Origin of the sequence: Longirhabdus pacifica (genome assembly GCF_004115085.1) — a bacterium.
Taxonomy (GTDB): domain Bacteria; phylum Bacillota; class Bacilli; order Paenibacillales; family DSM-105158; genus Longirhabdus; species Longirhabdus pacifica.
In genome coordinates, this window is record NZ_QXJP01000005.1 from 22142 (window position 1) to 34762 (window position 12621).

Below are 12621 nucleotides of genomic sequence, written 5' to 3' on the forward strand. Positions count from 1 at the left end.
CATTTTAATGAAGAGTTTGTGATGAACGATGGAGTGGACTTTTTTCATCTCTTCTTTTGAAGGTTTACTTGGATGATTTGAACATTTTGTTATACAATCCTAAGATAAAAGAGATGACAATGAATACTAACATCATGAACAAGAAAGATAAGCCTGTAATAGAAGCCCAACTGATAGAAGATGGCATGTTGTTCAAATGTTGAAATACAGGTGTAACGAATGTGTTGTTTAGTAAAAAGGTATGATAAGGATTCCATAATAAGACGATAAATATAGCGGCGAGACATCCATGCAATAGTTTGACAGCCATAAATGGAACATACTTGATATCCGTTCCAAAAAGCAGACTAACAATTTGTGCGTGTACAGATAAGCCTCCCCATGAAACGATAAATGCTGCTGCCATCACTTTGAAAACAAGAGGGATACTCAGTATAGATGCGCTTTTTACCCCTAAGGTAACCTCAAATAGTCCATTCACAAAAGCGGGTGACAGAGCAGAAGGAATATGGATGAGGGAGAAGAACATACTTAGTCCGCTATACAAAGGCAACAGTAAGTTAGAAGAGGTAAATAAATGAATAAACACAGAAAAAAATACAACTAAACCTCCGATGATCATAACAAGTTGTAAGCCATTTGTAACGGCTTGTTGCAGCAACGTCATGAGTGGGGTTGGATTTTGCAGTCGTTGCTCATGCATGGCCTGAAAAGCACGTAAGAAAAGGTTGTTTTGCATTGTGTTTCCCTCACGTCTTGTATGGTGTGCATGTTGTTGCTTTTGCAATGTGTGGCTATATTGAATGGTTGTATGGTGTTTGGTGTTCATTTCTGTGCCACGTGGCTTGTAGAATCGAAGGAGAATGCCGAGTAACATCGCTGCTCCATAATGGGCTGTCACAAGTAACCCTCCAATATATGCTTGCTGAAAAAATCCTACTGCTACCGCACCAATTAAAAAAACCGGATCAGAAGTAGTACAAAAAGCAACAATACGTTGACTTTCATCTTGCGTCAGCTGCTTTTGCTTTCTGAGCGTGGACGTTAATCTTGCGGCTACCGGATAACCCGAAGCAAAGCCCATCGCGATAACAAATCCACCTGTACCTGGGATGCGAAACAGTGGTCGCATCAATGGATCTAATAACACACCAATAAAGCGAACGACTCCGATACCTAGCAATAACTCAGAAATAACAAAGAAGGGGAAGAGAGCTGGAAACAAAATATCCCACCAGATCGCTATGCCGTTTATAGCAGCATCTAAAGCTGCTTGTGGATAGGAAAATAGAAGGAGCAAGTACACACAGCCGGTACATAAAAGAAAAGCCTTCATTTTTTTGTTTATCATTATGTCATCACCACTATATAACTTACTCTATAAAAGTTGAATGAACTTGTTCAAGAAACTTATTACCGCTATGCATAAGATGAAGAAATCTCAACAAGAGAACCTTTACCTAGTATAAATATATGTACAAGCGTGGATGAACATGCCTTGTGTCGCATATAATGGTATACTATACATGGTGTTTATGTAACGAATACATATTAGAGGAGAGGAACAAATGACAACAAATCCATCCATGACCATGTATGAATGGATAGGCGGAGAACAAACCGTACGTCAAATCGTGGAAGTGTTTTATCCTATTGTCATTAAAAATGAGTCAATAGGAGCATTATTTCCCGAAGATATTCGTAATGTGCAAGAGAAACAATTTCTTTTTTTGACGCAGTTCTTAGGGGGGCCTCCGCTGTATTCAGACCAGTATGGGCATCCCATGATGCGAGCAAGGCACATGCCATTCCCTATCACGAAGGAAAGTGCAGATGCATGGCTCAGCTGTATGGAACAAGCTCTCATTGAAATTGGGTTGGAAGAGGAGAAGAGAGAAGTGGTATTGCAGCGATTATCGCAACCCGCATATCATTTTATTAACAAAATGAAGTAATATTGTAATATAGAATGGATGACTCCATCGTAGAATGGATATTACTTTTCTTCTTTGCTGTCATTCTCCGCTGTATTTAATTCAGCTATTTTCTGTAATAAAATATGTTTTGGCATATGCATTAAATGCTCCAATGGTACGTTTAACTTTTTAGCTAACAATTGAGCTGTCTCAGGGGATATTTGTAAAGGTTTCATGTTGCTCTGTTCACTCCTTTGTTGGAAAAATGAATATACAGGACAAAGGCATGTTGTGTAGGATCAAAGCCTATATACCTGAATCAAATTATTTTCAATTTAAAATAACATATTGCAATTCAAATTATAACAAATGAGAGAGGGAGTTTGAAGTGAAAGAACCTTTAAATCAGACGTGGGACTTAGAAACATTTTTTGCAGGTGGAAGTGATTCAGAAAGTTTTCAAAAGTTTATAGCGGACATAGAAGACCATATTGCTGCTTTTCGTGAGTTAATGGGGCAGGAAAAAAGTGATTTGTTGTCTTCAGTGGAATTGATGCAGAAAATAAGAATGGAACTATTAGAAGCGTCTTCCTTCACGGGCTGCTTAATGGCAGAAAATATGAATGATCTGAAAGCTGTGCAACTATCCAATAAAATAACCGCACTTTACGCACAGTTCGAAGGCGTTCAAACGTTACTTGCAGACACGTTGTTAAAAATGGAAGAAGCAGAGTTAGATCAATGGATTAAAGATAATAAAATGGATAACATTTCTTTCGCTCTTCACGAGATTAGAACGGTAGCAAAGAAAAAATTACCTGCAGAGCAAGAAGCACTCATTGAAGCACTTGCTGTCGATGGTTACCATGGTTGGTCTTCCAACTACGATACGGTTGTTAGTCAACTCAAATTCCCGTTTGAAGAAGATGGAGAAGTGAAAGAGCTTTCAGCTGGCCAAGCATATAACAAATTGAGCTCCAAAGATCGCGATGTACGTGAAAAAATGTTTAAAACATGGGAAGAAGGATGGGGCAATGCAGCGCAAAATTGTGCAGATGCATTGAATCATATTGCAGGATTTCGTTTGCAAACTTATGCTCACCGTAAATGGGACGACGTATTACAAGAGCCGCTAGGTATCAATAGAATGAGTGAAAAGACGCTTCAAACGATGTGGAGCGTGATCGAAGAAAATAAAAAGAAATTTATTCCTTACTTTGAGAAGAAAGCACAATTGCTTGGTGTAGATACATTATCATGGCACGATGTGGAAGCTCCAGTCGGTAAATTGAGCAAAACTTACGGATATGATGAAGCGGCACAGTTAATTGTAAAGCAATTTGAAGGTATCAGTCCTAAAATGGCGGAATTCGCAGCAATGTCATTTGAGAATAATTGGATTGAAGTAGAAGATCGCGGAGGCAAAAGACCTGGTGGATTTTGTACACCGTTCCCAGTAAGTGAAGAAACAAGGGTGTTTATGACCTTCGAAGGTACGGCTTCTAATGTGTCCACTTTAGCACATGAATTAGGACATGCATATCATGAATATGCGATGAAAGGGATGCCGAACTTAGCAAGAGATTATGCGATGAATGTGGCGGAAACAGCGTCCACTTTTGCAGAAATGATCGTTTCGGATGCAGCTATTGAAGCAGCGCAATCATCTGATGAGAAATTGTTTTTACTAGATGATAAAATTCAACGCTCCATTGCATTTTATATGAACATTCACGCTCGCTTTTTATTCGAGACGCGTTTTTATGAGGAAAGAAAAAATGGTACCGTTTCTGTTGAGCGCTTAAATGAATTGATGGTAACGGCGCAAAAAGATGCGTATTTAGATCAGCTTGGTGATTATCATCCACATTTCTGGGCATCTAAATTACACTTCTACATTACTAGCTATCCGTTCTATAATTTTCCTTATACGTTCGGTTACTTGTTCAGTGCAGGTATTTATGCAAGAGCAGCAGAGAAAGGTACGTCATTTGAAGATGATTACATCGCTCTATTGCAGGATACTGCAAGCATGAAGGTAGAAGATTTAGCAAGCAAGCATTTGGGTGTAGATTTGACGAAGCCAGACTTCTGGCAGTCTGCATTAGATATTAGTTTGGACGATGTAGATCAATTTTTGAAGCTGTAATAAGGTTGGAAAAATGATGATTTGAGCGTGGCTATTTTTTTGATGAAGGTGGAGCCATGAGCTGTTAAAATTATGGAAAGAGCGGGACAATGTTTATGACATTGCATCCCGCTTTTTTGTCGTCGACCTCCAGTAGTGTAAAAATCCCTGGAGATCGACGACAAAATGAAAATGAGAGTAAGAGAGGTAGAAGGAGTAAGGAGGAGGTATTGATTTGTTTTTATGCTAATTGATGTTTTTAGGAATATGAAGCAGGAGTTTTTTGCTTGATGTAGAAATACTATAAGCACAAGCATTTTTGGGGTTTATATCGTACCTATGAGGAATTGAAACTTCACAAATTTAACTCCTCCTTAACCACTTCCGCCATTTGTTTATATCGTACCTATGAGGAATTGAAACAGAACCTCAATCAGGCTTGATCCATGATCATCGTTAAGTTTATATCGTACCTATGAGGAATTGAAACTTGGAATAGCCCTTGGCGTTATGTTTAATTTTAGATATGTTTATATCGTACCTATGAGGAATTAAAACTCCAGAAATGTTTGATAGTCTGAATCGTCAACACTCGGTTTATATCGTACCTATGAGGAATTAAAACATAATTCTTTTTGTTTCATACTATCCCACCGTTTCCCCGTTTATATCGTACCTATGAGGAATTGAAACCTCCCGTTTCTTGATTTTCTTTTGTCAACTTGATTTGGGTTTATATCACGTTACTGCCCGTCGTTTGAATGAAAAGAGGGAATAGATTGGATAAAGATATAGTGTCAAATGTAACATTACAAGAAGCAAATATGGAAGATCAGGTTGTACTAAAAATCTTTTCAGCTTTATTTGCATGATCTATCAGAGTATGCTGAAAGTTTAATGCTAGGACAAGACGGAAAGTTCGAAAATGACGTTGTTGAACTTTTTTAATCTCTAGCGGCCATAATGTGTCCTCTAAGCTGTTTTTTTGAAGGGTATAAATACCAGACTTGTTTTTCTTGGCGAAGTTATCACAGGCTAATTTTGAAAGGATTTTATTTTCTCCAATGCCGACTCTGGACCATACGCCTGTTTCTTGTAGGATAGCATGCTGTAATTGTTGGTTATATTGTTTGCTGATCCAAATAGCTTTGTGCTGCCTGTAACATCATGAAGTTGTTCATCGATGCTGTACGGTTCTACAAGCTCGGTAAATCGCTGCACGATGGATGTGATGTGAATAGATATATCAATGTACGTTTGCATTCTAGGTTTTTTCACGATGACATGAGGGCATTTGGCTAGAGCTTGATGCAGTGGTTCTGCTGTTGTGATACCGTGCTGTTTGGCAAGGGGACATGCGGCCAAGATGATACCAGATCTTTTTTTCGGATTTCCTGCGACGATAAGCGGTTGATGTTTCTTTCTAGGATCATGTGCTTTTTCTACGCTGGTATAGAAACTCTGCATATCTGCAAGAAAGATGATGTTCTTTTTTTCATTTTCCACACTTCATAATAAGAACGTTAGTTCTTGACGTATGTTCTTATTATATCTGATAAGATGTTTTTTATGCAATAAAAAAGGTTGGCAATGTGCCAACCTTTTATTCTAGGTGTGCCACGCATGGCACGTAGCTAGGCGGTGAAAGTCCGCTATGGGGGCTAGCAGTTGCCAACCATTAGCCAAGAGCAAGGGTGTCCATCGCGAGGTGGAATCTGAAGGAAGCTGGAGGCAAAATTCCGACCCGAGGAACACGAATCACATCAGGCATCTAAAGTGGGATAAATCTGCCTAACAAGATGAAATCCAATAAACTGCACGGACACGAAGATGTAAATGTGGCGGGTACATGGGATGAAAGTTACGTGTCTTACCGTGGGAGGTCTCACGGACGCATGAAGCGTATGTGCAACATGTGGTTGAAACAAGATTTATCGTGAGAAGTCAGCAGATACCATAGTAGTAACGCAGTCGACGGCGTTATGAAGGGTTGAACCTAAGGAGGTTGTAAGTCAATGAAAGTTACCAAAGTCGGGACAAAAGAAAGCAGAATACCTTGCTGTGGCAAGGGCTACCTGCAAAGAGATAGTGCGGAACACGAAGGGTATGCAGGAGCGCTTACTGACCAGCGGATAGCTGAAACAGACTACACCAACACAGACCGTGGAGAAAACCAACTCTTAGAGCAAATCCTGAGCGGAGAAAATCTTAACCAAGCATATAAACAGGTAAAGAGAAACAAATGAGCACACGGAGACGATGGGATGGAAATAGAGCATCTTCTACAATATCTCAAAGACAAAGGGGAGGAACTCAAGCAGTTGGTTTTGGAAGGAAAATATAAACCGAATCCAGTACGAAGAGTAACCATACCCAAAGACAATGGAGCAACACGTACATTGGGTATACCAACAGCGGTAGATAGAGTAGTGCAACAAGCGATAACGCAAGTGTTGTTACCTATCTTCGAACCACAATTTGTGGAAACAAGCTATGGTTTTAGACCCAGAAGAAGTGCACATGATGCGTTGAGAAAATGCAAAGCATATGCCAATGAAGGCTACACGTATATAGTGGACATGGACTTAGAAAAATTTTTCGACACGGTGAACCAATCGAGAATGATAGAGATATTATCTCGAACAATCAAAGATGGCAGAGTGATTTCTCTTATCCATAAATACCTCCGAGCAGGAGCAATGAATCAAGGGAGATTCGAAGAAACAAAGCACGGACTTGTACAAGGAGGCAACATCAGTCCTTTATGTAGTAACATCATGCTCAATGAACTCGATCATGAACTAGAAAGAAGAGGCGTAAAGTTCGTACGATATGCGGATGATCTCGTGTTATTCTCAAAAACAAAAAGAGCAGCGCAAAGAATATGGGAGAATATTTTACCCTATATCGAAAACAAACTAGGGCTGAAAGTGAATCGAGAGAAAACGAAAGTAGCCTATATAGGGAGAATAAAATTTCTTGGCTATGGATTCTACTCATCGAAAGAAGGAATCCAATTGAGAGTTCATCCTAAAAGTATCCAAAAGATGAAGACAAAAGTGAAAGCACTCACAGCAAGAAGCAATGAAATTGGATATGAACTGGTGAAATTGAAACTAAAACAATTCATCACAGGATGGGTGAACTACTTCAAACTTTCGGATATGAAGCGTCTACTTAAAACAACGGACAGATGGTTAAGAAGAAGAATACGCATGTATATATGGAAACGTTGGAAAAGAGTGCGAACCCGATATACCATGCTAAGAAAACTTGGATTTAACCACAACAAAGCCTTCCAATACGCATGTACAAGAAAAGGCTATTGGCGAATAGCCAAAAGCCATATCTTAAGCACCTCTATTACGGATACTCGCTTAAAACAAGCAGGGTATTATTCTTCACGGATTATTTCAAGACGGTAACAGTGTGAACTTAGGAGCCGCCGTATACCGGACGGTACATACGGTGGCGTGGGAGGTCGGCTGAACAATTAATGTTCAGCCTCCTACCCGATTAAATTTATAATCTATTGAATATTTACTCTGAATAATGCACTATAATCAGAACTCACACTCCAATCATTGTTAATGGAGTAGATCTGTCCTTTGACATTTGCGTAATGACCTTCTGAATTTAACTCATATCCAGAAAAATTATTGGAAACAACTCTATAGACTTTCCCATTATTTTGTATCATTTGCGCCTCTACTGTTTTTTCAAAGTCATGTTCATTCCCCAATGGAAATGTTTGTGTGCCTGTTAAAGAATCAATTAGATTGTATACTTTATTTACATAAGGTATTAGACCCCAAACAAATTTACCGACGTTAGGCTTACCTTCTAAAGATCCGTTAACGACCATGTTTATATAAACATGGTCGCCTTCTAAACCCCCATGTGCCATCTGTAAGTTTTCTATTCCAATTGGTGCATTTAACCTAAATACTTTCATTTCTCCACTAAAATTGTCATGCTCCACTATCATCCCATGATCTAGACTAAACTGGAATTCTATCTTCTCTGAAGCTTCATTAAATCTCCAAATAATACTCACGTATGAGAGCTGTGTTAAAGACCAATATTTTGATTCAGCAGTATATGCATATAATCTTCCATATGGTTCATTTGTAAAGAAAGGACTAAATTTCAACCCATCATCTTTAAAAAGGCTTTCGGGTACATCAGGATAATCTTCTAGGTTTAATGTTTCAAGGGGTTCTTGTTTAATATCATTTAATAAATTTAATAAATTTTGCTGGTCAGCAGTGATTTGTGTCCAAGATGATGCAGATATTTGATTATTTTTATTTATGAACACTTCACCCTCAGAATTTAAAGTCCCTAAAGTTTCTTCAATTTCAAATGAATTACTAGAATTTATTGAATAACTTGATTTTCGATCAACATTCATAAGTTCAAGTAATTTATTTTGGAATTCATCATCTTTCATGGAATTTTCGTTGATGAAATGGTTAGCCTCTTGAAGCAATGCAATAAACTCATCTGCATGTATTTCTTGTTGTATGTAAATTCTTTCGCCATTTTGCTTATCTTCAAGAATCAGGTAAAGGATGGTTTTGTCTTGTTCTGATTCAATACTCTCACTGCTATATTCTTTAACTCTAAAAAGAAGAACATTAAAATCTTCAGATGATTCGAAATCACCAAGTACAGATTGTCCATTTGGAATAGGATAAAGATCCCCTAATAGAGAAAGATCATAATTGTTTTCATTGTAAGTCAACTGTCCCCCCATAGTTACTTTTCCATTTTCATAACCAAAAGTAATGTTCTGCAAAATGGAGTTTAATTCATCTTTTTCATCTTCAGAAGTTGTAACAGTAGCTATGGATTCTTTAACTTCAGATTCACTTAGCACCCCTGTTTCTTTATTTGCGTGGATTGGAGAAATAAACACTGTAAAAATTAAAGAAAATGATAACAATAAAAGACCTACTCTTTTCATAAATACTTCACTCCCATTTTCAAATTATTATCAACTACAAGTAGTGAAAATTATTATTGGAGATACGAGTGTGATTTAAAAAAAATTAATATACTTGTCCATATTAATTGTTTCTTTTTAATAAGTCATTTTAATGGTATAATTTAGTAGTTGAATATATTCACAATAACATACATATATAAAAATAAAGATTATTTTATATATAATATAGTATATTTTCTCAGCATTGACGACGTGTGAACATAAAGTTACCATAGTACTAAATCTTTTCTTTTCACAAAAAAAATGATTTAGTAAAAATTATCGAATTAATAAAATATTACAAATTGGAGTTGATTTCATATGAGGTTCATTTTGTTGATTTTTAGCATCGTGTTATTGTTCACGGGTTGTCAGTCGCAGGAAATCATCACCGATGGAAAATATACTTATAAAACCCTTAAATCTATTGATGCTTGGGGTGTTAGTATAGAACATGAAAACCAAGGTGAACAACCTGATGTAGTTTTTCTTCCCATGGTTAAACTACCATATGGAAATCAAGATTTAAATTCTAAATGGGGAAGAAAAGCCCATAATTTATTATCGGATTCATTGGAAAAAGAAGATGTTCTAACGGTTACTATTCTTGATAGAGATTTCCCTATTTCAACAGGGTTTGTGAAAGTAAAAGATCAAGACATCGCCATTTGGTTTCTTGAACAAGGTTTCCTTATTGTGGATCATCAATCCGAATACAAGTCCCAATATCATCTTAAATTTCAAGAATATGTAGCTGTCGAAGAGATTGCCATCGAAAAAGGAGTGGGCATATGGGCTCATTTGAATGTTAGAGGTGAAAATTAGTATGAGCAACAAAAATGCATATTGAAGATTTACTTAATTATTTCATCTAGCAAAAAACAAATACAAATAAATATTAATGAAGCACCTTTATTGACATGAATAGACTCGATATTAAAGCTTGATAATAGTATACAAGTTTTATTGACTTGAGCAAATACAACATGAAACAATATGTAGGACATTCGCTGTTATTTTTAATGAAGAAAAGCGGGGCAATGTTTATCGCATTGCATTCCGCTTTTTTGTCGTCGACCTCCAGTAGTGTAAAAATCCCTGGGGACCGACGACAAAATGAAAATGAGAGTAAAAGAGAGGTAGAGTGAGTAAGAAGGAGATGTTGGTTATTTTTATACAAAATGATTTTTTGGGAATATGAAGCAGGAGTTTTTTGCTCAATGTAGAATTACTATAAGCACAGGCGTTTTTGGGGTTTATATCGTACCTATGAGGAATTGAAACCTTTCTCGGTACATGATCACATACTGTGACACCTTCGTTTATATCGTACCTATGAGGAATTGAAACGAACGCATCATCCTGTCACAGGCAAGCGAGTAGCACGTTTATATCGTACCTATGAGGAATTGAAACCAATATATAAATCTTCACTAACGATAATAATTTTCAAGTTTATATCGTACCTATGAGGAATTGAAACTAAAAATATAAAGTAAAAGATGTTGTCATTGCATCATCGTTTATATCGTACCTATGAGGAATTGAAACCCTACTTTTTTCATCGCTTTTGTGATGCCTCTCCCCGTTTATATCGTACCTCTGAGGAATTGAAACACATCAAAAGGTATACAGAAACGGTATATAGAAGCAGCAGCTTATATCGTACCTATGAGGAATCGGAACATGATTGATCCCTGTTGTTTAGTGATTGATGGATATATTGTTTCTATCGAATTTTTATCATTTTGACTCACTAACACTAGATAGGAGTCAAGCATTGCCCCGTCGTTTGAATGAAAAGAGGGAATAGATTGGATAAAGATATAGTGTCAAATGTAATATTACAAGAAGCAAATATGGAAGATCAGGTTGTACTAGAAAATCTTTTCCAGCTTTATTTACATGATCTATCGGAGTATGCTGAAAGCTTAATACTAGGTGAAGACGGAAAGTTTAAAAATGACGTTGTTGAACTTTTTTTAACAAGAGAAGATCTAATTTCTCTCAAAATACTTTATAAAAATGAGATGATTGGTTTTATCTTTTTGGTGAAAGGGAAAAACGTGGATTATGCCATCAATGATATGTTTATCTGTAGGCAATTCCGTAATAAAGGCATAGGAAAAATACTAGTGGAAAAGGTGTTTACACAGTATAAGGGTACTTATGTGATAGTGGAATTATGGAATAACAAATCGGCAATAGCATTTTGGCATTCTATTTATAAACAACTACATATAAAATATGAAGAAGTGCAAGAACTGTCCGATGGCGAGTTGTGTTTAGTTCAAACATTTACAGTGAAATAACTAAAAATGAAGTCTACTCTTTGTTTTCTTCTAAAGGAAAAGAGCTGAAATAGTGAAAAGAAGTTTTGTTTTTGCATTTGTTTTGATGCTATTATCTGCATGTTCCTATACAACGGAGAAAGAAACAATAGAGGATTTAAAGAAAGAAATAAGTATGTTGAAAAAACAAAATGAAAATCAGATACGACAAATCACAGAACTTGAAGAAGATATCAAATGGTCAGTAGCTTATGATATAGTGGCAAGGCAAATATTTTATTATATTAGGCAAGATCAATGGACGAGAGTGAATGAATTAACCCATGAAGCTGCTACAATTGAAGAAGAATTTTTAGTGTTTGATACAGTTCCTAGCTCAACGTTTTGGTTGCCACTTCGTTTCATAAAAAATGATTACCCCATTATCCTCAATCATTTCATTCCAGTAGACAGAGAAAAAAGACACTATGAACTATTTTATTATGTCTATACGCATGATAATGAGGTAGTTTCCAAATACGAATTTGCCATGGTGTTTATTGATGGTAAATTATCAAGTATGTATAAAGCGGCATAAGAATAACATTGGATCACTTCTTTCAAAATAACGGTAACTTTTTTGTTTATCTTGAAAACAATGACGAATGGATTTTTAGTGATATGGACTAATAAAACCCTTTGTGAATGATGACTGGTATAGTTATGTACAAATTCACTGCGGATTTATTTTTTATTTTCCAAACATTATAAATCGGAGTTGATTTCATATGAGGTTGATTTTATTAATTTTTAGCATCATTTTATTGTTCACGGGTTGTCAGTCAGAGGAATTCATTACGGATGGAAAATATACCTATAGCACCTATTTAAGTAAAGATAATAAGTTTGGTTTAAATATAATGCACCCAAAACAAGATAAACAAAATGAGCAAGTTTTTCTTGCCATGGTGAAATTACCATATGGGAACAAATATTTAAACGATAAATGGATTAAAAAAGCCCATAGTTTTATATCACAATCATGGGAAAAAGAATATAATCTAACGGTTACTATTCTTGATAGAGATTACCCTCAATCAACTGGTTTTGTGAGCTTAAAGGGTCAAGACATCGTCGTTTTGTTGCTTGAACAAGGTTTCCTCATTGTGGATCAGGAATCCAAGTACAAGTCTAAATACCCTGATAAGTTTCAAGAATATGTAGCTGTCGAAGAGATTGCCATCCGAAAAGGAGTGGGCATATGGGCTCATTTGGATGTTAGAGGTGAAAATTAGTATGAGCAACAAAAATGTATAT

At 36.4% G+C, this 12621-nt stretch carries 13 protein-coding genes and 2 CRISPR repeat arrays; of the genes, 9 read left to right on the top strand and 4 right to left on the bottom strand.

Annotation, left to right across the window (positions count from 1 at the left end; genetic code table 11):
- Positions 1-64: 64 nt before the first annotated feature.
- Positions 65-1351, bottom strand: coding sequence for a dipicolinic acid transporter SpoVV (spoVV, locus tag D1Z92_RS05160; protein ID WP_128894596.1), 1287 nt, complete (start codon positions 1349-1351; stop codon positions 65-67).
- A gap of 217 nt (positions 1352-1568) precedes the next feature.
- Here spoVV and D1Z92_RS05165 point away from each other — a divergent pair, with 217 nt between their 5' ends.
- Positions 1569-1955 (top strand): globin domain-containing protein, encoded by a 387-nt coding sequence (locus tag D1Z92_RS05165; RefSeq protein ID WP_128894597.1) that lies wholly within the window; start codon positions 1569-1571, stop codon positions 1953-1955.
- A 41-nt stretch (positions 1956-1996) separates the two neighbouring features.
- Here the strand turns inward: D1Z92_RS05165 and D1Z92_RS05170 are convergent, their stop codons facing one another.
- Positions 1997-2152, bottom strand: coding sequence for a YycC family protein (locus D1Z92_RS05170; RefSeq protein ID WP_128894598.1), 156 nt, complete (start codon positions 2150-2152; stop codon positions 1997-1999).
- 152 nt (positions 2153-2304) lie between these two features.
- Here D1Z92_RS05170 and D1Z92_RS05175 point away from each other — a divergent pair, with 152 nt between their 5' ends.
- Complete coding sequence (locus tag D1Z92_RS05175) at positions 2305-4065, top strand: M3 family oligoendopeptidase (protein ID WP_128894599.1); 1761 nt, start codon at positions 2305-2307, stop codon at positions 4063-4065.
- Positions 4066-4368: 303 nt separating this feature from the next.
- A CRISPR array of direct repeats spans positions 4369-4737; the repeat unit is 30 nt; unit sequence GTTTATATCGTACCTATGAGGAATTGAAAC.
- 342 nt (positions 4738-5079) lie between these two features.
- On the opposite strand, the gene D1Z92_RS05180 is transcribed toward D1Z92_RS05175, so the two are convergent.
- Positions 5080-5550, bottom strand: a complete 471-nt coding sequence (locus tag D1Z92_RS05180) for a Y-family DNA polymerase (protein WP_240666578.1) — start codon at positions 5548-5550, stop codon at positions 5080-5082.
- Between the two features lie 509 nt (positions 5551-6059).
- Between D1Z92_RS05180 and D1Z92_RS17555 the strand changes: the two genes are divergently transcribed.
- Together D1Z92_RS17555 and ltrA are read left to right on the top strand one after the other, a co-directional pair.
- A complete protein-coding gene (locus D1Z92_RS17555; protein WP_240666579.1) occupies positions 6060-6290 on the top strand; it encodes a hypothetical protein in 231 nt (76 codons plus the stop codon).
- 18 nt (positions 6291-6308) lie between these two features.
- Entirely contained in the window at positions 6309-7469 is a 1161-nt protein-coding gene (ltrA, locus tag D1Z92_RS05190) for a group II intron reverse transcriptase/maturase (protein ID WP_240666581.1), read from the top strand.
- 104 nt (positions 7470-7573) lie between these two features.
- Here the strand turns inward: ltrA and D1Z92_RS05195 are convergent, their stop codons facing one another.
- The gene (locus D1Z92_RS05195; RefSeq protein ID WP_128894600.1) at positions 7574-9013 is read right to left on the bottom strand and encodes a hypothetical protein; all 1440 of its coding nucleotides are present in this window, start codon (positions 9011-9013) and stop codon (positions 7574-7576) included.
- Positions 9014-9370: 357 nt separating this feature from the next.
- Here D1Z92_RS05195 and D1Z92_RS05200 point away from each other — a divergent pair, with 357 nt between their 5' ends.
- The 5 genes from D1Z92_RS05200 (at position 9371) to D1Z92_RS05215 (ending at position 12599) form a co-directional block, all read left to right on the top strand.
- A complete protein-coding gene (locus tag D1Z92_RS05200; RefSeq protein ID WP_128894601.1) occupies positions 9371-9859 on the top strand; it encodes a hypothetical protein in 489 nt (162 codons plus the stop codon).
- Between the two features lie 161 nt (positions 9860-10020).
- Positions 10021-10182, top strand: coding sequence for a hypothetical protein (locus tag D1Z92_RS17230; protein ID WP_164931460.1), 162 nt, complete (start codon positions 10021-10023; stop codon positions 10180-10182).
- Between the two features lie 106 nt (positions 10183-10288).
- Positions 10289-10720: a CRISPR direct-repeat array (repeat unit 30 nt; unit sequence GTTTATATCGTACCTATGAGGAATTGAAAC).
- A 128-nt stretch (positions 10721-10848) separates the two neighbouring features.
- Positions 10849-11346, top strand: a complete 498-nt coding sequence (locus D1Z92_RS05205) for a GNAT family N-acetyltransferase (protein WP_164931461.1) — start codon at positions 10849-10851, stop codon at positions 11344-11346.
- 52 nt (positions 11347-11398) lie between these two features.
- Positions 11399-11902: a hypothetical protein gene (locus D1Z92_RS05210; RefSeq protein WP_128894603.1), complete on the top strand. Its 504-nt coding sequence runs from the start codon at positions 11399-11401 to the stop codon at positions 11900-11902.
- 190 nt (positions 11903-12092) lie between these two features.
- The gene (locus D1Z92_RS05215) at positions 12093-12599 is read left to right on the top strand and encodes a thermonuclease family protein (protein ID WP_128894604.1); all 507 of its coding nucleotides are present in this window, start codon (positions 12093-12095) and stop codon (positions 12597-12599) included.
- Positions 12600-12621: the final 22 nt, after the last annotated feature.